We start from the raw sequence: 21,597 nt of genomic DNA, 5'->3' as shown, positions 1-21,597 counted from the left end.
ATCTTAATGAAGAATTCGCTCGGCAAGCAAATTACGGTATACTCGACGCTCGCGCTGCTGCTAATATTCGCGCTCTTCCCTTTATATTGGATGGTGATTACCTCCTTCAAATCCAACGGGGAGATCTATTCCATGACGCCTACGTTTTGGCCGAAGGAATTTCTCGGAACCGCCTACGATAAGCTGATCAACGAAAAGGGCTTTATGACGAATATCAAAAACAGCTTGTTCGTCTCATTGATCGTATCCTTGTTCTCGATCACGGTCAGCATGTTGGCTGCATATGCGATCTCCAAGCTCAGGTTTCGAGGAAGAAGCTTCATCTCCAAAAGCATTCTGTATGCGTACCTGATGCCTAGAGCCGTTCTGTTTATCCCGCTGTACATGCTGGTGACGGCCATCGGCATCAACAATTCCATCTACGGTCTCATGCTGATTTATCCGACGATCACGATTCCGTATGCTACGTGGATGCTCATTTCCTATTTTAGATCCATCCCGGACGAAATCGAGGAAGCGGCCATGATCGATGGATGTTCGCGAATCCGTACGATGACCAAGATCATTTTTCCGTTATCGGCTCCGGGCATTGCTGCTACCTTCATTTTTTCGTTCACGTTATGCTGGAGCGAATATCTGTATGCATTGGTTGTTGTCACAAAAGGCGCTGACAAGACAATCACGCTGGGATTGTCGGATATGATCGTCGGCGACGTCTTCGCGTGGGGACCCCTGATGGGTGGCTCCATTATTGCATCGATTCCGGTCATCGTGATGTATCTGTTTACATCGAAATATATGGTAAGCGGAATGACGGTAGGAGGAGTTAAATAATGAAGGCGAAAAAAGTGTTAGTAACGGCTACGAATTACTCCAAACTGTGCGCGGATGCGAAGGAGCTGCTCGAAAGCCATGGATGCGAGATCATCGAGAATCGTTTCGGACGTCCGCTGACGTTCGAGGAACTGAAGGAAGTGGTGGGATCGGTCGACGGCGTCATTGCCGGCGTGGATACTTGGAATGAGGCGGTATTCAAGCTTGCGCCGCGGCTTCAAGGCATCGCCCGTTTCGGCGTTGGCGTGGACAATATCGATTTGGGGGCTGCCAGGAAGTATGGGATACAAGTAACCAATGTACCACGAGGTAATGCCAACGCGGTGGCCGAACTGGCGATCGGATTGATGATCTCGGTCCGTCGGCACATTCCCGCGCTGGATCGATCGACGAAGAATGGCGGCTGGGAACGTTTTGTCGGTTCTGAGCTTGCTGGAGGAACGATCGGCCTTCTAGGGTTCGGGAATATCGCCCAGCTCACCGCGAAGAAGTTGAAGGGCTTTGATGTCGAGATTATCGCTTATGATAAATATCCAGATACAGCTAAAGCGTCGGAATACGACGTTACAATGACAAGTTTCGAGCATGTGCTGGCGCATAGCGATATCATCAGCATGCATTTACCCAGCGTGAAAGAGACGCACCATATTATGAATGACAAGGCTTTTGCCAGGATGAAACCATCCGCCATTTTCATTAACACCGCGAGAGGAGCCGTCGTGGATGAACAGGCGCTTTCACGGGCGCTGTCGACTGGAGTCATCGCCGGGGCGGCCATCGACGTCTACGAGTCCGAGCCCGTAACCCCCGGCCATCCGATTCTGCAAATCGGGAACCTGATAACGACGCCGCACACCGCAGCCGAGACTTTCGAGACGTATACGCGGGTCAGCATGATTACCGCTCAGGCATTGCTGGATATATTCGAAGGAAGGGAACCGCAAAATATACTGACTGCAAAAGAATAAAGTACAACCCATGATACGAACCATTCAGGAGGGGATGCATATGTATCAGATCATCACCGACGGCAACTGGCCGGTTATGCTAACGCCGTTTACGGAGCAGAACAATGTCGATTACGAGGCCTTGGAGCGCCTTATCGATTGGTATATCGAACGGGGGGCAGACGGACTCTTTGCCGTATGTCAATCCAGCGAAATGTATACATTGACTCTGGAGGAGCGCGTATTGATAGCAGCCTTCGTCAAAGCGAAGGCTGCCGGCCGGGTACCGGTCATTGCATCGGGTCATGTATCGGATGCGTTTGAGGATCAAGTAACGGAGCTGAACGCCATGGCTGAAACCGGCGTCGACGCCGTTGTCCTAATCACGAACCGGCTTGCCGCTGCTGAGGAATCCGATGATGTGTGGCTGGCGAATCTCGATAAGCTGCTCGGGCGTTTACCAGAACACGTCCCACTCGGATTATATGAGTGTCCAGCCCCGTATCGGCGGCTTCTGACGCCCGAGATGCTGAAGAAATGCTCCGATACCGGACGCTTCCGGTTTATCAAGGACGTGAGCTGCGACCTGCAGCTGATCGGGGATAAACTCGAGGCGGTCCAGGGCGGAGGCCTGAAAATCTTCAACGCCAATACGGCGACGCTTCTGGACAGCTACCGGCTCGGCGCTTTCGGCTTCAGCGGCGTGATGGCCAACTTCCATCCCGAGTTGTATGCATGGCTGTTCCGGAATTGGGAAAGCCAACCGGAAGCGGCAGGGGAACTGTCTGATTTTCTCAGTGTGTCGTCATTTCTTGAGAAGCAGCTCTACCCGGTGAATGCCAAGTATTACCTCATGCTGGAGGGCATACTGACAAACTATCGCTGCCGTTCGAGAAATCATGAGGAGTTCAGTGCCACCCAACGGCTGGAGATCGAGCAATTATACCGGGTGTCCAAACAATATGCCCGGAAGTATCCCATTTTTACTTAAAACGATATCGGAAAAATACGTTGAAGTGTAAAGTCGCCTATCATGGCGGCTTTTTTTTGTAGTATTGTTATTTCAACGATTGTCTGCCCGGATACAGCTTTCACAGGATTTCATTTTGCCAAACGAGCTGAAGAGTGATTATACTATAAGAATGGATTGATGCAGCAAACCAGTTATGGTAAATAAAGGTGGTCTCATATGGCTAAATCCGACCGGTATACGTATCAAAATAAAATGAAGCACATGGTCACCGACCTGCGCCAACAAATTAAACGCGGCACTTACGCTCAAGGCGAATATCTACCATCGGAGATGACCCTGATCGAGCTGTATGGACTGAGCAAAAATTCAGTCCGGCAGGCGCTGGATCAGCTGGTTCAGGAAGAATTGATCGTGAAGGTGCCCCGTGTAGGCACCCAGGTAGTTGCAGCTTCCCGGCAAACCCGTAAGATTCGTTTCGGTTTGTATCCTTCCCTATATGCGGAGGCCGAAATGGAATATGTGCTCGCCTTATTTCAGGAGCGGCATCCGGAGGTAGCCGTGGAGATTGTGGACCTTCCCTACGAACATCCGGAAAGCATCGCCAATCTGATGAGGCTTGGCATTGTGGATGTGCTGTCCGTCAACATCCAGGATATGATGCATTTTCAGGAGAACGGCAGTACCGGTCTGTTTCACCGTCAGGAGCCGCGCGCGTCTACATATACTTTTTTGCACGGCCCGTTCATGGATGCCGAAGGCCGGCTGGCGGCGCAGCCGTTCATTCATTCTCCCGTGCTCTTGGCCTACAATAAAGAGCATCTGCGGGAAAAGCGCCAGTTCGAGCCGGACAGCAGTTGGGGCTGGGACGATCTCCAGCGAATGCTGCGTGAGCTGAGGAGCCCCGGGCGCTACAGCGTGGCTCTGCAACTGTACTCGTTGAACCGCTGGCCGATATTCCTCATGCAGCGTAGGGGCAAGGCGGAGATTGATGCTTCGTGGGGCCGTGCGGTCGAGGGGCTGTCTTGGCTTCGCGGACTGATTCACGAGGACGGCATGTTCCCGCTGGCCTTGGCCCAAGGCGCTTTTGAAGCAGAGAAGCTGTTCCGCGAGCAAAAGGTCTCTGTCATTCTGACGACCTATTATCTGCTCAACCAGCTGAAGGGAGCGACCTTTGAGTATGACGTGGCGCCTCTGCCGCATTTTGATCATGGGACAACCCTGCTATTGGGCACCGGAATCGGGGTCAGCGCGTGCTCCAAGGAGCGGGAGCTGGCCCAGAGCTTTGCCGATTTCCTAGTCTCTGACGAAGTGCAGGAATACATTCGCAGGCATACTTTCAGCATTCCGGCGAACCGTTACATCACCGAGAACGTAGATCCGGAGATGGAAGGACGGCCGTCCCGCCTCAATCTGCACCGAGAAATTGCCCCGCTGTATAAGACCTGCAGAGATGTAGGACTTAGCCTGGACGAGATGCTGTTGTTCCGGGAACGGCTGAAGCAATACTTCTCCTACCTTGTAGACGAAGGGGAACTGATATCCGTGCTGAGCAGGAAAACGGCAGGGACCTAAATGGCTACGAAAGCTGCGACCGATGAGGTCGCGGCTTTTTTTTGAGTTATCGTTTTCTCTATGGATAACCAGATAAGAACCAGTTGACAGACAGGTAGGTGTATGCTAAATTCTTTGCAAACATACGAACTACATAAATACCAGAGAAGCATGAACAACACTTCATAACGGAGGAGGGATGCCGCGATCCTTGCTAGGTAAACGCTCGAGTTGCCCTTATAGGTCGGTCCATTTGATTGATTTTGGCAGTACACTCCATACCAGAAATGAGGATGAATTGATGAACGTTACCCACAGCAAACCTCTAGCGAAGAAGGGACTCCGTCATCTATGTCTCACCATTTGCGTCACATTGCTGACTGCGGTTTTCTTCCCGGCAAGCGCCTCGGCGGAAATCGGCAAAACCTACAGCGACCCTATCGATTTGGGCTCCCCGATGCAAAGCGTTGCCATATATGACGGGGCCTTTGGCATACAGGACGGACGGGAGGTTATTTATACGACGGTGTCCGGCAAGCCGGCTATTTTTCATGTCATTGATCTGAAAACCAAAGAGGTGCTGAGCACGCATCCGCTAACGGGTTCCGAAAGCTCGTGGACGCATTTGACGACCCCGGACGGCACGGTGTATATCGGAGGCAACGGCACGCTGTACGCCTACTCTCCGGTCACGAAACAGCTGAAAAATTTGGGCGGCATCGGTGAGCAGGTTGTTTACGGCCTGTCCCACGATGAACAGGGCCGTGTCTACTTCGGTTCTTACCCGAATGCGAAAGCGGGCCGCTACGATCCAGCTACAGGGGAAATGAAGGACTACGGCATCGTAGGCACGGGCCAAAGCTACAGCCGTTCCACGGCATATCATGGCGGATATCTGTATGTCGGCATCGGGATTGAAGGCAGCATTGTAAAAGTGAACGTGGCGACTGGTGAGAAGGAAACCATCCAGCTTCCGTCCTATAACGGAGCGGTAGACATCGGCATGGTGAACCAGCTGGACGTTGCGGGCAAATATTTGGTTGCCGGCATCGGCAAAGGCAACAGCGGGCTTCTGTTCTATGACCTGGAGCTGCAGCAATGGAGCGATACCTACCATCTGAACAATAAAGGCATCCGCCTCTCTTACGGGCCCGAGGGCAGCAATAAAATCTATTTCGTTCAGAATAACCATCTGATGGAAGTGGATTTGAATACCCTTGCTGCTGTTGACACCGGCGTCGTGTACGGAACGTTCCTGCGCAATACGGCCTGGGTGGAGGTGCCGAACGATCCGGATCTTCCGGGTGTTTCGCTTGCAACCGTTCAATTCGGAGGCAGCGTCGCTTACATGAATCTGACGACCAAGCAGGTCAAAGCCGTACCTTATCCGGTGAAGGGCAACCCGATTCCTGTTCAAACCATGGAGACCGGTCCGGATGGACGGCTGTTTATCAGCGGTTATCCTGGCGGCACAGGGTCCGCGTATTCCATCGACACCGGAACCTTCGAAACCTTCCCGATGGGTCAGTCGGAGGGCATGGTCGCCATGAACGGCAAGATGTATATGGGCGTATATCCGGGTGCTGATATTTTCGAATACAATGCGGAAAATCCGACCCAGCGCAAGAGCTTGTTCAAAATTACCGGTCAGGACCGTCCGTTCATCATGAGAGCAGCGGAAGGTAAACTGTTCATCGGCACCATTCCGGACTACGGCAAGCTGGGCGGCTCCCTGACGATCTATGATCCGGCGAACGGCAGCCAGTATACCGAATACAAAAACGTCATCAACAATCAATCGATTGTCGGCATTGCGGTAAAAGACGGCAAGGTATATGGCTCAACCACCGTTGCCGGCGGACTGGGCATCACTCCTTTCGAACCGGCTGCCAAAATGTTTGTCTGGGATATCGCGACGGGCAAGGTGGAGAAGGAATGGGTTCCTTCTATTGAAGGTGCTTCTCCTACGCCGCATATTATTAGCGGAACCAGCTTCGGTCCGGACGGACTGCTATGGGCGGCTTACGACGGAACGCTCTTTGCCGTAGATCCGGACACCCAGGAAATCGTAAAAAGCAAAACGATTTACGAAGGCGTGGAGAAATACGGCAACTGGCGTCCGGTGTACATTCGCTGGAGCGAGGACTGCCTCATGTATCTGACGCTTGCCGGTCACGTCACCGTGGTTGACCCGGAAACGATGGAGCATCAGACGCTGGCGGAATCCCAGCATGTGAATCTCGGACACGACGGCGATATTTATTACACGAACGATACGCAATTGATGAAGATTGAAGTGTCGGATGCTGCAGCATCGGATACGATTGGGTCTCTGATGGACGATATTCAGTCCTGGAAGCAACAAGGCGTTATCAGTCATTCCCTGAGCCAGCAGATCGGCAATGCGCTGAAACAAGCGGAGCTGAAGCAGAAGCAAGGGAAGCAGGAACAGGCCGTGAAACACCTGAATGATGCGCTCAAACACCTGAATAAAGCTAAAATCGACACGATTACCGAAGAGAAGCGTTCGGAAGCGGAGCAGCGCATTCAAGACTTCATTGGTGAATGGTCCTGATTGAATCAAGGATATGACGGTAGGTTGAACCTCCGCCAACCATAACGGAAATTTTCATGACAAAAAGTCGCCAATCTGGCGACTTTTTTGTTCCTGCGATGCAAGCGCGTACCTTTGGAGAGAGACGAACCTATCAACACAGCCGTCTTAGGTGATGGCCCATTGTTAACCGAAGCCAATGAAAGGAGATTTGTGTGTTAATATAGTAACGTGTTTAGCTGAGGAGCATTCGGTCGGTGAACGTTCGATACCAGAACCTTAATAACGAGCATAACGGCGAGAAGGAGAAGGGGACATATGGATAAGCAGACGTATGCACGGTATCTGCTCAACCTGATGGATGAAGAAGCAGATTCCGATGAGGCCGTGATTGAAGAAGCAGCGTTATATGGATATTTTCAAATGTATATGCCTAGCGGAAAAGGGGTGGAGGCCACCTTTGAGCCGCTTGAGGATGGACATGCTTACTTGCGGCGGATCTCCCGGATTTACGAGATGCTGGACCCGGAGGATTTTACCGGAGGAACAGTGCCGGCCTATTTTAACGGCAAAGGGGCTGAGGAGTCCGAGGATGTATTGAGAGGGTATGGCGAGCAGTTTATTCGGGAGTTAAAGCAGCTGCTGGATACTTTTGCGAAATGGGAACGTGCAGCGGATGCAGTCGCCTACCTGGATGGAATCGAAAAAATCGAGCTTCTTCCTCCAGGGAAAATAGACACCGTCCGTGATTCATATGATCCCGATGTCTATGAGGCGCTGACCGAAGTGATTATGGAGCACAAAAATGAAGAGGAGCCTATAGAGATTCTGGATGAGGCTTATTATTCGATTGCCTGCGAATACTGGATCTCCTACTATTTGCAGTGGCACCGTTACGGGCTAAAAGGCGACCCGTTCGCGCCGTATTTCGAGCTGTACAGATTAGGGTATTCGGCTGTTTTCTCAGACCAGAAGCTGTATATCGGCACATAGCCTATAAGGAGGAGGGAAGTCTTGATGACAGCGGCTAAGATGTTTTCGACGATCAGCGCAGGCAGCTTTTTTGAAAAGGTCTGCGATAACGAAGTGGATTGGGATGCCGAATTAGATGCGCGGGACACGCATGAATTTGACTCGGCATGGAACTCAAGTTACGAGAAATTGCATGAACTTAGTCCCACTGAAAGTCAGACAACCCGAGATATTCGGGAATATGCATTCAAGCAAACGTTCAGGATCACCCGGAATGCTGAACTGGCGGGTTATGTATCCGACGACTTGTGCCTGATTTCCACGGCGCTGGAGAACAACGTTCAGATTGAATTTATCAATAACCTATGGAACTCCTATCTTAAAGGGAAATTTCCGACATGATCCTAAAAATGAAAATGCAATGTTCATTAGCCGGGCTAACAGACACTTGAATTAGGAAGTGGATGCCCCGATACCAAGGACATACCCGATAATGTGGTCGTCGGGGGCAATCCAGCCAGGGTGATTAAGGAAATCGAAATCCGAATGACGGAAGCGTGAACCGGAAAGTGTCCAAGAAGGAGATGTAGAATGGAATCTAATCAGAGAATCCGTTTGGCAATTGAAGAATCAATCCAATTCCTTGAATCTACTTCGCAATGGGAGACGGCTCACGGCGAGAACAGCCGCCATAAATGGGATGGCGCTTGGTGGCATATGGCCGCTCTATACGAAATGGGAGAGGTGAAGCTGATCCCGGAATCGGTTATCGCCAGGGCTAAACATCTACTCGAAACCAAGGTTTGGCGGACCTTCGTCATTACAGCCGATGACCAGCCAACCAAAGATAGTGACCGGTTGAAGATGGATTACTGCCATTGTGAACTTGCCGTATTCTATATGATTCTGAAAGCATATGGCTGTGATGTGGACACGGAGCTGCCCTGGATTCGTGAATGGCTCTTAAAGCATCAACTGCCAGACGGCGGATTGAACTGCGAGCCGGAAGCTTACATTCATTCAAAAAAAAGCTCTATCATTTCAACGCTTCCCCCGCTGGAAGCGATCTTATGGCATACAGACCGTGAATTCACCGAACAGGAAGCCGCTTTCTTAGATGAAGGCGCCCGGTATTTGATCGAGCATCGTCTAGTGTGTTCGAAACAGCATGGCGGCGTTCTGGATATGGATTGGCTGAAGCCGTGCTTTCCGCGTTTTTTTGAATATGATATCCTACGCGGGATGTCCTTCTTGGCAGAATGGTCCCGGCGCAGAAACAAAGCGCTGCCGGTCGACCTGTTTGTGGAAGGTGTGGAACGGTTGAAGATTTACATCGAAACGGATGGCTTGCGGATCGGCAGACAGGTCCATGATCCACATGGCCCTTGGGGCGGGCAAACCTTCCCCTTGTTAGAAGCTTTAGCCGGGCTGGGTGAGGTATCGCCTTATTTAACCGGACAATTGGATCGAGTTATCGAACGGTTGGGACCAGCATTTGCCTATGCACTAGTCGAATAGCCATTGCACCAGGAGTACACAGCCTTCATTCAAATGGGGAGGAACTCAACATGGTGCCAAATAAGTCGCGGACATCGCGGCTTTTTTTGTTATTAGCGTTGTTCTAATGTCGCCGATTTCTTCGACTCGGGTCTAGGTCCAATTCAGCCTCAGGAAGGATTTGGAGTAAACAAGCCTAAGGTACAATGAGATGTATGACATCCTACATTGAATCTTCAGCATTTACTTCAAACTTTTAGCAGAAAGGTGTCCTAAGATCATGAGAAAATTGAAAAAAATATTAAAAATTACCGGAGTAACCCTGATAGCGCTACTCATAACAGCCCTATTTTTCCCTACATGGACATCGTCCATCAAAGGCGAAAATAGTATTAGCATATTAGAACAAGTAGAGATCAATGGAAGCAAGCAAGAAATGATGATACGCGGCAATGACAAGGAGAATCCTGTGATTCTATTTGTACACGGTGGACCTGGAGCCCCGGAGATACCATATGTCGATACATATCAGGACCTGTTGGAAGCCCGATTCACGGTTGTTCATTATGACCAAAGGGCAAGCGGAAAATCCTATCATTTTTTTGAGGATTACGCTGATCTTTCATCGGAACTGCTGGTAAATGACTTATTGGCTATAACGGATTATGTTTCGGAGCGCCTGGGCAAAGAAAAGGTAATCCTCATGGGACATTCTTATGGCACGTACATTGCTGCACAGGCGGCCCAAAAGGCACCCGAAAAATATGAGGCTTACGTGGGGATTGGTCAGATGGGGGATACCGTAACAAGCGAGATCGACAGCTTGACCTACTTAATCAGCCAAGCTCAACAGGCTGGCAACGCGGAAGACGTCTTATATCTGCAAGGACTAACCGATAAAATCAAAAAGGGCGAAATGTTCACTCCACGAAATTATGTCATTCAATATGGCGGAGCTTCAAGACTTATTGACAGTCCCGACGGCAATAGTCTTGGGATGCTATTAAGCAGCGAGTATAACTTAATGGACGTTATTCGATATAACGTCGGAATATCTTTTTCTCAAAAGGTTTTGTTGCAGGAAGTTATAGAACATCCGCTGCCAACGCTTGTAACGAAACTTGAAATACCCTGCTACTTTATCATGGGCGATTATGACTATATGACGTCCTCCCATGCAGCAAAAGAATTTTTCGATAAGCTCGAAGCCGATCAGAAGGAGTTTATCGCGTTTGATCAATCTGCCCATTATCCGCAATTTGAAGAGAAGGAAAAGTTTTTTGTATGGGTGTCCGAGACATTTCTTTAATAAGCATTCCGGAAGTACTGGTAGTGGGCAATTCACCTATATAGGCAATGGCAATATAATGTAGTATTTCTTCTATGCAAAGGAGAGCTACCATGTACAAACTCACTTTAACTGCGGCTAAGAAGTTATTGGAAACTGCTGAACACCAAGCACGACAAATGGGTCTTAATTCTGATGTAGCGATCGTCGATGAAGGGGGGAACCTCATTGCTTTTCATCGGATGGATAACGCGAGAATAGCAGGCATCGATATTGCCATTGGCAAAGCGTGGACCAGCGTAGCGATGCAAATGCCGACGGCGAATTTAGCGCAATCTGCGCTTCCGGGCGGAGCAACATTTGGCATTAATACAACGAATCAGGGTAGAGTCGTCATCCTTGGCGGGGGGATTCCGCTCGTTCACGAAGGCAGGGTTGTCGGCGGCATTGGTGTAAGCGGAGGAACTAGCGCACAAGACATCGATGTAGCCAATGCCGCTGTGCAGGCGTTCGAAAATATGAGATATCAAGAAAATCAATATTTAAGTGCACGGATTGGTACAATCCAGCAGTCATTTACTTATTAACGGGTTCTATGCATCGACGGTAAGGGGGCTGCTTCAGGCAAGAAGGAGTCTATCTTCATCCAAGCTATGAGTAGTGACTTACATCACGATTACCGGAGCGGGAAATGTCGAAGAGCTAACATATGTCTACTAAAAAAACCATGATGATCGTGGTTTTTTTAGTTTTTATAATAACATGAATAAACTTACAAATACTTATTGTTTGTTATTAATTACTTATATATACTTATAAATATGATGTGAATGCTTAAACAGGGGAGGGATGAGATGTGTTCCAAGAGGAACGACTCGTAAAAATCCTGGATTATTTAAAACAACATAAAACGATGAGTGTTGGCGAGATCTGCTCGTTTTTTCAAGTGTCGCGGGATACCGCACGCAGGGATATTGTCAGATTAGTTCAAGAAGGAGTGGTTGTTCGAACACATGGAGGAGTAGCCTGGCCTGATCTGCAAAAGGAACTGACTTCTTATCAGGAACGACTTGTTGATGAGCCCGCGGGCAAGAACGTGATTGGCGAGCATGCCGCTAAACTGATTCGGGACCACGAAACGGTGTTTTTGGACGTATCTACGACCGTACAATTTGTTGCGGAGCATATTCAAGCGAAACATATAACAGCGGTTACGCACTCCATAGATAATGTAGGGATACTTTCCAAACGAGAAGATCTGAGCATCTACGTGCTCGGCGGTTATCTGCATACCCAAAATCGATTATTATACGGTCCTTCCGTCATCGATAAAATAAGTGAAATCCGTGCCGACAAAGCGTTCATCGGTGCAACGGCAATCCGGCCAGACGGACTCTATTATCCATATGAAGAAGATGTCCGGGTGAAGAGGGAAATGGCCCGGCGCTCGGATCAGGTCATACTTGTTGCGGATCATACCAAATTCACGGTGAAATCAAGGTTCAAGCTGGACTTTGATTATGTGGATATTATTGTAACCGATCAATTGATTCCCGTTGACATACAAGAAATATTAGACCAGAAAAATATTACGCTCATAGAATGCCAGACTCATAACCCACAGGACGGAGTTGAGCAATAATGAACAACAAAATCATTCAACATGTCAAAGTCCACCTACCTCATCGAATACTTCCTTCTGCAACGGTTTGGATTTCGAACGGAAAGTTGAAGAGAATAGAACCAACGCAAGAAATTGAAACCATCGAAGGCGATGATGAACGGATTGATGGAAACGGAATGTGGCTTATACCGGGGATGATTGATGTTCATATCCATGGGGCCAATGGCTATGACATGATGGACGGAACCGAGGACAGCATTCAAGAAGTGTCACGCTCTTGCGCGGCAACCGGCTGTACCTCGTTTCTGGCAACTTCCGTGAGTTCTACGATAGAGGATCTGATGAACATGATTCGCAGCGTAAAAGGTGTCATCGGACGAGAACAAGGGGCAAGGATCGCCGGCATTCATTTGGAAGGCCCTTATTTGAATCCGAAGCGTAAAGGGATGCAAAACGAGAAATATCTTCGCCACCCGAATCTGGAAGAAATGAAGTTGATTTTTCAGGAAGCGGGTTCGCTCATTAAAATGGTAACGATCGCCCCGGAATTGCCTGGAGGCTTGGAGCTTATATCCTTCCTGAAAGAGCAGGGCGTTGTGATCGCCGTAGCTCATTCCGATGCCACTTACGAGGAAGCAAAGCTGGCTTTTACAGCCGGAGCGAGTCATGTAACCCATTGCTTTAACGGCATGAGACCGATTCACCATCGAGATCCCGGACTGATTGTAGCCGCGTTCGAAGAACCGCATGTAAGCCTGCAAGCGATTGTCGATCAAGTCCATCTTCATCCGGCCATTGTCAGATTAATGCATCGTCTCAAAGGGCCGGAAGGCATGGTGCTTATTACGGATGCGCTTCAGGCGATGGGATTAGGTGATGGAAATTATATGTTTGGTGGTCATCAGGTCACCGTTTCCGAGGGGATCGCCAGGCTTGCGGATGGCACTTTAGCATCGAGTACCGTGACTATGAATGAAGCGTTGCGTCTGACCGAAGCCAACGGCATTTCGATGGAGAATGCCGTGCGCATGGCTTCAACAACGCCTGCCCATATTCTAGGTTTATATAGCAAAGGAAAAATCGAGGTCGGTTACGATGCGGATCTCGTTCTGATGGATGAACGGTATCAAGTGCAGTGGACGATGATTGAGGGTAACATTGTACCGATGAAGGACACGTAACTTCTTATTCACTACACGCAGTATCATACGACAGACAGGGGGCGCCCCAGGTCCATGGACCTTTTGGGGCATCCCCTTTTTTTTGTATCCAAAACTTTAACCGCCTTTTAGTGCGATCTAAATAGATACAGACAATTCAGTCTAAGTCGATTCGATCTTAAGAGCGCGCCCTTCGGGTAAATGCGCAGGCTGATCATGAACGATGGTTCCATCTTCTAGATGAAGCCATGTTTCAAAGCTCCGCTGGCCTTCCGTTAATTGGATCACCCTTGCTCCAGGTTGAAAAGGTCGATCCAGATAAGCATTGCGGGACGTACGACCATAACAAAGACGGATTCCATGCAGCGTCCCCCAGAAATCGTTCCCATGGTCATGGCCAACAAAAGTTCCCATGATATCGCCCATTTCCAGCATGGCTGCAAAAAATCCGGTATTGATGAGCGGTGCGCAGCAATAGGCGTCTAACTTCTGTCCGTAACAGACCGAGAAATCCCAGATGTCATTGTATTCCGGCAGAGGAATATGAAAGAAGCCGAGTGAAGGGAGGGGCTCACCTCCGTTTCGAGCGGTCAGACGATGAGACGCTTCCGTATACCATGCGATCTGACTTCGGCGTATCCAGTCATAGAGTCCAACCCGCATATGCTCAAGCGGTGAGTAGCTCCCCGAATCCAGAAAAAACAAGGCGGCAGCAGGCTGGTGAAGCCTATCCAAAATTTCAAGCACATAATTGCCTACCCCATGGACATTCGGCGGATCGGGCTGTGCATAACAATACCGATGTGATAGCTGGAGATAGTGCAGCTGCTCACGTGTCATTTCAGCAGCTTCGGAATCATGATTGCCGAATACGGCGGCCCATGGAATGTGCATTTCTTCGGGGACCGATACCGCATCTTTAAAAGCTTGAACGGGATTCGGACTTTTGTTGCTTGCAATGACATCACCGGTATAAATCACTAAATCCGGCTGTTCCTTCTCCAGTATTCTCTTCATCATGGCCTTCATCTGCAGTTCTTCCTCATCCGGTTCACAAAACTCCGTGTCGGTAAACTGTACGATCTTAAACGTGCCATTCGACTTAAAATGCAATGACTTTCTCATTTCGGCCAACACCCCTTATTCATTCAACCATCCGCACGGATCTTCATATGAACCATTACAGCGATTACGCCCCTAGCATAATGAGTCTGGTTGAAGCTGTCAATCGCCATTTGAAGCCGGATGAGAAGAAGTCACCAGGACAGCGGCATTCTCCGTTCGAACATGGATGTTCTATCAGGTTCCTATGAATACAGGCGCTCTGATCCCGACAACGAATACCATCATTACCCAAATCATCTGGGAGGAATAGGCGTGAATCATATTTCGTTTTAGCAATAAAAAAATCCCATCCGCTGAATCTGGATGGGTTTTTTTATTGAAGGTTTGAAGCGGCTATAGAGGGTATGTCTTCTATCTTACGGATGCTCCGTGAGACTGGATAAAGGGACGGTCATTTCCTGCTCCGAGTTGCCGATCGGATAGACCCGAGCGGTTTCATCCTCATTCACATGCTGGATATAAATGGGGGTATCCTGATAAGTTACATGTTTCATAATGGCCGATTCCGAAATTTCAATCGCTCTTTGTTTATTCATGACAATTCTCCTTATTTCGAAAGGTCATTCAATGGATCAGCCTGCCGGTTAGCGGCTTTTTTGATTTCCCGGTCCAAATTCGACGTTCCTTGAATTTCTTCGGCAGCCTCCATTTGATGATTGAGCTGCTGCTCGACTTGTCCGATCCCATGTGCTTCCTGTTGTTGTTTGCTCTTTGCCAAAATGATCCCTCCATGTGATGATATATCCATTGTAAAAAGCTGCATTACTACAATGCACCAATATGTATGAACCTATGCAAATTTATATAATTTCGGGAACTTTCATCGACCGTACGGAGTCTGTTTTGGTGAGGGGGGAGAACTGCTTTGAAGGAAATGCAGATGCAGCATTCCGCGGAGCTGAAAACTTCGGACATTCGGATGCTTATGGAATCCTACGGGGAGGACGTCTGGAACTATGCTTTCGCCATAACTAGAAACACGCACACGGCGGATGATGTCGCGCAGGATGTGTTTATTAAAGCCTATCAACATTTTGCTTCCTTTCGGGGGGAGGCTTCCGTCAAGACCTGGCTTTTGAAAATCACGCGCAACACCGCGCTTTCCTATCTGAAGCGAGCGTTCCTGCGCAGAGTGGTGCTGATGGGCGAGCAATCTCCCGGCACCGGGCAGAAGGGGGCCATGCGGACTCCAATTTCGCCATCAGCCGAAGCGGAATATTTGGAACGGGCAGAGGCCGATGAATTGTGGAAGCAGGTACTGAAGCTGCCAGCTAAATTTCGAGATCCGCTCGTGCTTAGTCTGCATCATCAGCTATCCATAGATGAAATATCCGCCATTACAGGCCTTTCGCCAGGCACGGTAAAGTCCAGAATTTACAGGGCCAAACAGAAGGTGGCCGCCGCATGGAAAGGAGCGATCGAGGATGAATGATTGGAGACCGGATTGGAATCGAAGGCTGGCTGATCCGCCATTTAAGAACCAGCGTTTCCGGATTGACATGATGGAGGCCGTGGAGGAACGTCTTCAGGTTGTTGAAAAGAAACGATTCCGCAGGGACTGGATCCGAACTATCGGTGCCTTTGTTCCCGTAGTGCTGCTCTTGTTCGGGGTTGGAATCTGGTTCGGTTACCAGGCCGTGCCTAACGGTAATCCGGTAAGCCCAAGTCCGGCTGTATCCAAGGGTGGGACGTTTCAATCCAGCTTCGTATCCGGGTCCGGAGGCGGTTTCGACTGGTGGAACCTTGCGGATCGAGAAGTCTCGCAGGAGAGCGACCGTACGATCGTGGCGCTGGCGACAGCGCTTTTGAAACGGGAGATCGGCATCTGGGGCGGCCCGACGCCGGACATCTGGGAGCATCCCGAGGTGAAATGGCCGCTTGAACGCTATGATGTGTCCAGTCCCTGGGTTTATGAAATATACGTAAACGAGATTACGACAGATGCTGAACAAACGGTATACAAGCTCCGTCTGCTGCTCCGGGATTCGATCCCTATGGTATATGAGGAAACGATAGATGTTAAGATTCGTAATGATACCCGCCGAATCTCGCAAATCCAACTAATAAGCACTGACGAAACGGGAACACCACGGGACGATTTCGAGGCTGGAGACGATCAAGGAACAACCGTTACTTTAAAGGAAGATGCAGCCTTGGATCTGAAGATTACGGGTACTCTGTTCAAAGAGGCAGGAACCATTCGTTCGATCAATGTTCAATATGGCGACACGGAACGAACCTTTGCAGATTGGAGCAGCGTGAGTAACGAATCCTATTATCCGGAAACCGCGATACTGTCCCCAGGCAGCAGCGGGAAGGAGAAGGATATACTGGCAATCGTTTTGACAACCGGTTACGGAACAGGGATGCGCGAATCCGCATTGAAACTTCTTACCGACGATCTCATCGAAGTGATGGCAGCCGACCCGGTCCTTGCGTCACAATCCAGACTAAGCTACCATATGACGGCGGAAGACGGGAAAAGGATATTTCAACTTACGTTGAGCGGCGTAACCCGCAGCTTTGAATACAAAGAGGAGGACGCCGGTTTTTGGCTGGACCAGCCCGCACTTGGCAGCATTGTCAGGTATTCCGTGGAAGAAAACACCCTCTATGCTTCGGTGCCAATCCAGGTATCGCCGGGCAACTTTCCGGCAGAGGTCCGGCTGCGCTATGAATACGACGGGACCACGTTTCTTGTGGCGGAGGCAACATTAGAGGAGATGTAAGAAGGGCGTGAAATGCGGGAACCATCATGATTGTCAGACTGACTGGGAAAAGAGAAAACTAAAAAGCCGCTAAGAGCGGCTTTTTAGTTTTCATTATTCGCTTTCATGGATTTATTAGCTGGCGTGTCCCTTTACGACAGTTTGCCAATGTTTGTTTGACCCGGATGGGATTCGGCAGAGAGCTGACCTCATTCAGTTCCGAAAAAACTCAACCTGATCGATATCTGCCCATTGGGAAGAGGAGGAGTTCGACACGTAAAACCCGATCGTTGCCTTGCCCGCCGTCACTTGGATATTCGAGATCGTGACAGGCGTCCACGCCGTCGTGACCGGGCAGCCCGTTTGGCGCATCCCGCCGCCATAGTCCTTCACTTCCATGACGCAGCTGTTCTGGCCTCCGCTGCTACGCATGCGGGCCCTCATCGTATACGTACCGTTATCGAGACCGGTAATGGTCTGGCCGACGTAGGCGGTTGCAGGCCCGCTCGTGCCCGCAAGTCCAACAAAGTAAGAGCCTTCCGCCGCGGGAAGCCCGACGCCGTCATTGGCTCCGTGAATCAGGATGCGGTTCGGGTAATCGTCGCCGTACGTGGTCCAGCCAGCTACGTTCGCCGTTTCAAAGCCGGGATTGTTAACGAGATTCGTCTGCGAAGGAGTAACGGTATAGCCAAAGCGCAGATAGATTCCGCTAACCGGATCAGTCGCGCTCGTCACGGCTGCGACGCGGGTCGAATCGACGGTCATCAGGGAGTTCCAATTGGAAGACTTCGTATCGGATACCGGAAAAACGTTGGTTTTGTACTGCCATGTCGCACCGTTGTCGGAACTGATCATGGTAAACATCGAAGTGTAGGGATCCCCTGTATTGGCGCTGCTCTCATCGGTTTGGAATGCGGCCATCAGACGGCCGTCGGGAAGTGTTACGACAAAAGGAGCACCGGCTTTTTTGCCGTTGCCGACCGGCACGTACAGCGTTTGGCGCGGAACCGACCAATTCAAGCCGTCCGGGGATATTTTATATTTAATGACAAAAGGGTGTCCTGCGACGTCGGACGCTTCGAATACGGTCATATAGCGGCCGTCTTGCATCCGCGTGATGACCGGCATGCCATCGCGAGAACCCGCGGCAACGCCGTCGCTGACCGTAATTCGGCTGCCCCAGCCGCTTCCGTTCCACGTTTTCATGTACAAATTTTGCCGCCCGGTCGTACCTACCGTCGCCGGATTGTCATCTGCATAAAGGACGGCTATCGTGCCGTTAATCATTTCCAAATGCGGCTCCCACAGACCTTTAAAACTGGAGGCGGTTGAACTTCCGATCAAGCCGCCCGGCAAATCGCTCCAAGTATACCCGCCGTCGACGCTCCGCCGGACGTTTAGCTGGATATCATAGGTCGAGCCGTTCTGCACGACATGACGGTAGGCTAACCAAATTTCTCCGCTCGGCAGCCTCATCATCTGTCCGTTCCCAACATTTCCAGCGCTCCTTGAGACGGCCGTAGCCGGATTGCTCCAAGTGTAGCCGCCGTCCTGCGTCCGGGAGACTACGATACGCGTGTTCCCACCACCGGCGTTGGTGTCAAACGATACGAGCCATTCGCTCGGCGTTAGCTTGAGCAGCCGAGGATACCATACGCCGCCTGAAGGCGGCGTATAGACTGCAATCTTCTGCGAAGCCCATGCCATACCGGATGAGGCCGCATGAGCCGGCGACAACGGAAATGACGTTAAAGCAAGCGCAAGCATCACGATAAAGGCAAGCGGTCTCTTCCAAAAGCGTTTGTTCCGTTCCATAAGCAACAATCCTTCCAATCCAGATTAGAAAGCGCTTTCTAAATTGGATTGTATCGCAGTTAGTATAAATTAAGATATACTAAATATATATTATTTTTCAGTTTGGACAGTCGTAAAAAGCGAGGTATGACATGGAGCATCCGTTATATAAACAAATACAGAACGATATACGGCGCAGTATTCAGAGCGGCGAGCTTCCGGCAGGTGCCTTGGTACCGTCGGAGAAGGAGCTGGCTCAGCGGTACGGCGTAAGCCAGATCACATCCAAAAACGCGCTCAACGGTTTGGTGGAGGAAGGTTTTCTGGTGCGTTACCGGGGAAAAGGCACCTTTGTTAGGGAGCAGGGCTCTTCGGAAGGACCGCAGCCCCGGACGGATATGAAAAAAACGATTGCGATCATATTGCCAACGATGAAAACCAAGATCGACCAGCAGCTGCTGGACGGCCTGGAACGCTACTGCGCGGAAAGAGAATATGATCTGTTGATCCGTATCTCACGCGAATCGCAGGAGGAAGAATCCCGGGCGATCGAGCAGTTCCGGGAACGGGGAGTCGATGGCTTTTTGATATTTCCGGTCGAGCAGGAAAGCTACAATAACGCCATTTTGCGTTTGTCGCTTGATCAGGTCCCCCTGGTGCTGGTCGACCGTTTTTTGAAGGAGATCCGGACCTATAGCGTCAGCTCTGATAATTACGAGGGCGTACGCGAAGCCATATCCGGTTTGCTTGCGACGGGGCACAGGCGCATTGCCTTCCTGTCTCCGGAGATTACGAATTCGGTTACGGACGAAAGAGCCAAAGGCTTCGAAGCCGCATTTCTGGAGCAGGGCTTGCCGATAGACAAAAGGCTATGGTGCTTGCTGGATTTGGTTACGATTCAGGAGGGACACGGACCGCAGGAGGTCCTTCGTTTTCTGCAGGGCTGCAGTGATGTAACCGCGGTCTTTTGCGTGAATGCGGAGCTGGCCCGCTATGCCCATTACGCCATGCGGGAAATTTGGCCGGCGACGGAGAGCAAACCGCAGCTCGCCGCCTTTGACGATCCGGATATTGAAGGCATTCCTTATATCCGGCAGCAACCGGATGAAGTATCCCGGCGTGCCGTCGATCTGCTGTCGGAACAGCTGGCCGGTAAGCACGAGCCTCGAAGGGAGGTCGTCCCGGTCCAATGGATTTGGCCGGAATGATCCGTTCATCCAGGATACTGGCTTGATACACAGGAGAAATATCATCGTGAAAACGGTCTGAACTTCGTTCAGCCGTTTTTTTTCGTATATTTTGAGGCAAATCACGGGTTTGTACAGTTTTATATTTACATTTCGAAAGTTATATTATAATAATATACTAAATATACTATTTACAATATAAAGGTTGTGATGCGCGTTGAAATCGTTGCCGCTATATAAAAAAATCCAGGAAGACATCAAGCGGCTGATCGCCATCGGCAAGCTGCGGGAAGGGGACCGGGTCCCTTCCGAGAAGGAACTGTCTGAACGTTACCGCGTCAGTCAAATTACAAGCAAAAACGCGCTGGTCGGACTCATGGAGGAAGGTTTGCTCGTCCGGATCCAGGGCAAGGGTACCTTCGTGATGAGCAGGCCGGAGAACGCTTCCGCACTCGATCAGTTAGGCGAATGGACGGCAGGTCCGGGCAGAAGCGGACGGATCGGACTCGTACTGCCCACGATGAAAACGAAAGTGGACCAGCGATTTTTGGACAACATCGAGAAATATGCCACCGCCGCCGGCTTTGAGCTGATGCTGAGAATTACGCGAGAATCCCAGGTCGAGGAGTCCAAGGTCATCTCGTCCTTCTTGAACCAGGGGGTGGACGGCATCATCATCTTTCCGGTTGAAAACGAGACATACAACGATTCGATTTTAAGGCTGTCGCTGGACCGTTTCCCTTTTGTCCTGATCGACCGGTTTTTGAAGGAAATCAAGACGTACAGCGTAAGCTCGGACAACGTCAACGGGACAAAGGAAGCCGTGGAGTATTTAATTAACAATGGCCATTCGTCGATCGCGTTCATCTCACCGGAGATTACGAATACCGTGACGGACGAGAGAGCCCAAGGGTTCGAGCAGGCTTTTCTGGAACGCGGGATGTCGATCGACAAAAGCTTATGGTGCCTAATCCCGTTGGAGGAGATCGCCTCGGGCAACTCCGTCGATAAAATCAGGGAGTTTTTAGACGGCAATCCCGAAATTACCGGCATCGTTACGGCCAATACGGAGCTATGCCGAAGTGCATATAAAGCGGCGGTTGCATCCCGTAAGCGCGTACCGGAGGATCTGGAGCTGATTACGTTCGATCCGCCGGATCTGCCGCACGTGCCGTTTATCCGTCAAAATGAAGAGGAAATGTGCCGCCTGACCGTAGAGCTGCTGATCGAGCAAATTGAAGGAGCCTTTGAGGCAAGAAGGATTATGGTGCCGGTCATGCTGGTAAACGAATGAAAGGTTCGTCCGTGAAGCCACTGAAAACCACTAATTTTATAATAAATATAGTATATAAAATTATAATAATATAAGTTATTATGATTCCG

General features: G+C 50.1%; 20 protein-coding genes. 16 read left to right on the top strand and 4 right to left on the bottom strand.

All coding sequences use genetic code 11. The annotated features are described in order from the left end of the window. Positions 1-6 precede the first annotated feature (6 nt). The 12 genes from MHI43_RS18255 to nagA all read left to right on the top strand — a co-directional run bounded on the left by MHI43_RS18255 (position 7) and on the right by nagA (position 13,421). Positions 7-834 carry a carbohydrate ABC transporter permease gene (locus tag MHI43_RS18255; protein ID WP_015735795.1) on the top strand — a complete coding sequence of 276 codons (828 nt, stop codon included), beginning with the start codon at positions 7-9 and terminating at the stop codon, positions 832-834. Continuing rightward, positions 834-1,802, top strand: a complete 969-nt coding sequence (locus MHI43_RS18250; RefSeq protein ID WP_015735794.1) for a phosphoglycerate dehydrogenase — start codon at positions 834-836, stop codon at positions 1,800-1,802. Before MHI43_RS18255 ends, MHI43_RS18250 begins: the two co-directional genes overlap by 1 nt. A 40-nt stretch (positions 1,803-1,842) precedes the next feature. Then, positions 1,843-2,772 carry a dihydrodipicolinate synthase family protein gene (locus tag MHI43_RS18245; protein WP_036660801.1) on the top strand — a complete coding sequence of 310 codons (930 nt, stop codon included), beginning with the start codon at positions 1,843-1,845 and terminating at the stop codon, positions 2,770-2,772. 198 nt (positions 2,773-2,970) lie between these two features. Beyond that, complete coding sequence (locus MHI43_RS18240) at positions 2,971-4,326, top strand: extracellular solute-binding protein (RefSeq protein ID WP_015735792.1); 1,356 nt, start codon at positions 2,971-2,973, stop codon at positions 4,324-4,326. Between the two features lie 280 nt (positions 4,327-4,606). Beyond that, positions 4,607-6,880 carry a hypothetical protein gene (locus MHI43_RS18235; RefSeq protein WP_036660800.1) on the top strand — a complete coding sequence of 758 codons (2,274 nt, stop codon included), beginning with the start codon at positions 4,607-4,609 and terminating at the stop codon, positions 6,878-6,880. Between the two features lie 297 nt (positions 6,881-7,177). Continuing rightward, complete coding sequence (locus MHI43_RS18230; protein WP_015735790.1) at positions 7,178-7,852, top strand: hypothetical protein; 675 nt, start codon at positions 7,178-7,180, stop codon at positions 7,850-7,852. A gap of 24 nt (positions 7,853-7,876) precedes the next feature. Next, positions 7,877-8,233 (top strand): hypothetical protein, encoded by a 357-nt coding sequence (locus tag MHI43_RS18225; protein WP_015735789.1) that lies wholly within the window; start codon positions 7,877-7,879, stop codon positions 8,231-8,233. Positions 8,234-8,422: 189 nt separating this feature from the next. Further along, positions 8,423-9,349 (top strand): hypothetical protein, encoded by a 927-nt coding sequence (locus tag MHI43_RS18220; protein WP_015735788.1) that lies wholly within the window; start codon positions 8,423-8,425, stop codon positions 9,347-9,349. A 259-nt stretch (positions 9,350-9,608) separates the two neighbouring features. After that, a complete protein-coding gene (locus MHI43_RS18215) occupies positions 9,609-10,637 on the top strand; it encodes an alpha/beta hydrolase (RefSeq protein ID WP_015735787.1) in 1,029 nt (342 codons plus the stop codon). A gap of 92 nt (positions 10,638-10,729) precedes the next feature. Further along, positions 10,730-11,203 carry a heme-binding protein gene (locus MHI43_RS18210; RefSeq protein ID WP_015735786.1) on the top strand — a complete coding sequence of 158 codons (474 nt, stop codon included), beginning with the start codon at positions 10,730-10,732 and terminating at the stop codon, positions 11,201-11,203. A gap of 269 nt (positions 11,204-11,472) precedes the next feature. Beyond that, positions 11,473-12,258 carry a DeoR/GlpR family DNA-binding transcription regulator gene (locus MHI43_RS18205; protein ID WP_015735785.1) on the top strand — a complete coding sequence of 262 codons (786 nt, stop codon included), beginning with the start codon at positions 11,473-11,475 and terminating at the stop codon, positions 12,256-12,258. Then, on the top strand, positions 12,258-13,421 hold the full coding sequence (nagA, locus tag MHI43_RS18200; protein WP_015735784.1) for an N-acetylglucosamine-6-phosphate deacetylase: 1,164 nt from the start codon (positions 12,258-12,260) through the stop codon (positions 13,419-13,421). The genes MHI43_RS18205 and nagA overlap by 1 nt, the downstream gene beginning before the upstream one ends. A 141-nt stretch (positions 13,422-13,562) precedes the next feature. Here nagA and MHI43_RS18195 read toward each other — a convergent pair whose 3' ends face one another. From MHI43_RS18195 to MHI43_RS18185, 3 genes are all read right to left on the bottom strand, one after another. Next, positions 13,563-14,525 (bottom strand): metallophosphoesterase family protein, encoded by a 963-nt coding sequence (locus tag MHI43_RS18195; protein WP_036660798.1) that lies wholly within the window; start codon positions 14,523-14,525, stop codon positions 13,563-13,565. A 356-nt stretch (positions 14,526-14,881) separates the two neighbouring features. Beyond that, positions 14,882-15,061 (bottom strand): H-type small acid-soluble spore protein, encoded by a 180-nt coding sequence (locus MHI43_RS18190; protein ID WP_009592545.1) that lies wholly within the window; start codon positions 15,059-15,061, stop codon positions 14,882-14,884. An 11-nt stretch (positions 15,062-15,072) separates the two neighbouring features. After that, positions 15,073-15,243 carry a hypothetical protein gene (locus MHI43_RS18185; RefSeq protein ID WP_015735782.1) on the bottom strand — a complete coding sequence of 57 codons (171 nt, stop codon included), beginning with the start codon at positions 15,241-15,243 and terminating at the stop codon, positions 15,073-15,075. 156 nt (positions 15,244-15,399) lie between these two features. On the opposite strand from MHI43_RS18185, the gene MHI43_RS18180 reads away from it, so the two are divergent. Together MHI43_RS18180 and MHI43_RS18175 are read left to right on the top strand one after the other, a co-directional pair. Further along, positions 15,400-15,957, top strand: a complete 558-nt coding sequence (locus tag MHI43_RS18180; RefSeq protein ID WP_313958351.1) for a sigma-70 family RNA polymerase sigma factor — start codon at positions 15,400-15,402, stop codon at positions 15,955-15,957. Then, entirely contained in the window at positions 15,950-17,254 is a 1,305-nt protein-coding gene (locus MHI43_RS18175; RefSeq protein WP_015735780.1) for a hypothetical protein, read from the top strand. The genes MHI43_RS18180 and MHI43_RS18175 overlap by 8 nt, the downstream gene beginning before the upstream one ends. A 192-nt stretch (positions 17,255-17,446) precedes the next feature. On the opposite strand, the gene MHI43_RS18170 is transcribed toward MHI43_RS18175, so the two are convergent. Further along, the gene (locus tag MHI43_RS18170) at positions 17,447-19,048 is read right to left on the bottom strand and encodes a hypothetical protein (protein ID WP_015735779.1); all 1,602 of its coding nucleotides are present in this window, start codon (positions 19,046-19,048) and stop codon (positions 17,447-17,449) included. 131 nt (positions 19,049-19,179) lie between these two features. On the opposite strand from MHI43_RS18170, the gene MHI43_RS18165 reads away from it, so the two are divergent. After that, the gene (locus MHI43_RS18165) at positions 19,180-20,235 is read left to right on the top strand and encodes a GntR family transcriptional regulator (protein ID WP_015735778.1); all 1,056 of its coding nucleotides are present in this window, start codon (positions 19,180-19,182) and stop codon (positions 20,233-20,235) included. A 196-nt stretch (positions 20,236-20,431) separates the two neighbouring features. After that, on the top strand, positions 20,432-21,508 hold the full coding sequence (locus MHI43_RS18160; RefSeq protein WP_015735777.1) for a GntR family transcriptional regulator: 1,077 nt from the start codon (positions 20,432-20,434) through the stop codon (positions 21,506-21,508). The last annotated feature ends 89 nt before the right edge of the window (positions 21,509-21,597 follow it).

The organism is Paenibacillus sp. FSL H8-0457 (assembly GCF_038051935.1).
Taxonomy (GTDB): domain Bacteria; phylum Bacillota; class Bacilli; order Paenibacillales; family Paenibacillaceae; genus Paenibacillus_AQ; species Paenibacillus_AQ lautus_A.
This window is presented reverse-complemented; position numbering and strand designations above follow the sequence as displayed.

What these genes read in the sequence shown, in the direction of transcription:
- MHI43_RS18225 (WP_015735789.1), top strand. Translation starts at nt 7,877, where the DNA reads ATGACAGCGGCTAAGATGTTTTCGACGATCAGCGCAGGCAGCTTTTTT.
- MHI43_RS18175 (WP_015735780.1), top strand. Translation starts at nt 15,950, where the DNA reads ATGAATGATTGGAGACCGGATTGGAATCGAAGGCTGGCTGATCCGCCA.
- MHI43_RS18190 (WP_009592545.1), bottom strand. Translation starts at nt 15,061, where the DNA reads ATGAATAAACAAAGAGCGATTGAAATTTCGGAATCGGCCATTATGAAA.
- MHI43_RS18215 (WP_015735787.1), top strand. Translation starts at nt 9,609, where the DNA reads ATGAGAAAATTGAAAAAAATATTAAAAATTACCGGAGTAACCCTGATA.
- MHI43_RS18165 (WP_015735778.1), top strand. Translation starts at nt 19,180, where the DNA reads ATGGAGCATCCGTTATATAAACAAATACAGAACGATATACGGCGCAGT.
- MHI43_RS18240 (WP_015735792.1), top strand. Translation starts at nt 2,971, where the DNA reads ATGGCTAAATCCGACCGGTATACGTATCAAAATAAAATGAAGCACATG.
- MHI43_RS18180 (WP_313958351.1), top strand. Translation starts at nt 15,400, where the DNA reads ATGCAGATGCAGCATTCCGCGGAGCTGAAAACTTCGGACATTCGGATG.
- MHI43_RS18255 (WP_015735795.1), top strand. Translation starts at nt 7, where the DNA reads ATGAAGAATTCGCTCGGCAAGCAAATTACGGTATACTCGACGCTCGCG.
- MHI43_RS18235 (WP_036660800.1), top strand. Translation starts at nt 4,607, where the DNA reads ATGAACGTTACCCACAGCAAACCTCTAGCGAAGAAGGGACTCCGTCAT.
- MHI43_RS18230 (WP_015735790.1), top strand. Translation starts at nt 7,178, where the DNA reads ATGGATAAGCAGACGTATGCACGGTATCTGCTCAACCTGATGGATGAA.
- nagA (WP_015735784.1), top strand. Translation starts at nt 12,258, where the DNA reads ATGAACAACAAAATCATTCAACATGTCAAAGTCCACCTACCTCATCGA.
- MHI43_RS18210 (WP_015735786.1), top strand. Translation starts at nt 10,730, where the DNA reads ATGTACAAACTCACTTTAACTGCGGCTAAGAAGTTATTGGAAACTGCT.
- MHI43_RS18170 (WP_015735779.1), bottom strand. Translation starts at nt 19,048, where the DNA reads ATGGAACGGAACAAACGCTTTTGGAAGAGACCGCTTGCCTTTATCGTG.
- MHI43_RS18245 (WP_036660801.1), top strand. Translation starts at nt 1,843, where the DNA reads ATGTATCAGATCATCACCGACGGCAACTGGCCGGTTATGCTAACGCCG.
- MHI43_RS18195 (WP_036660798.1), bottom strand. Translation starts at nt 14,525, where the DNA reads ATGAGAAAGTCATTGCATTTTAAGTCGAATGGCACGTTTAAGATCGTA.
- MHI43_RS18250 (WP_015735794.1), top strand. Translation starts at nt 834, where the DNA reads ATGAAGGCGAAAAAAGTGTTAGTAACGGCTACGAATTACTCCAAACTG.
- MHI43_RS18220 (WP_015735788.1), top strand. Translation starts at nt 8,423, where the DNA reads ATGGAATCTAATCAGAGAATCCGTTTGGCAATTGAAGAATCAATCCAA.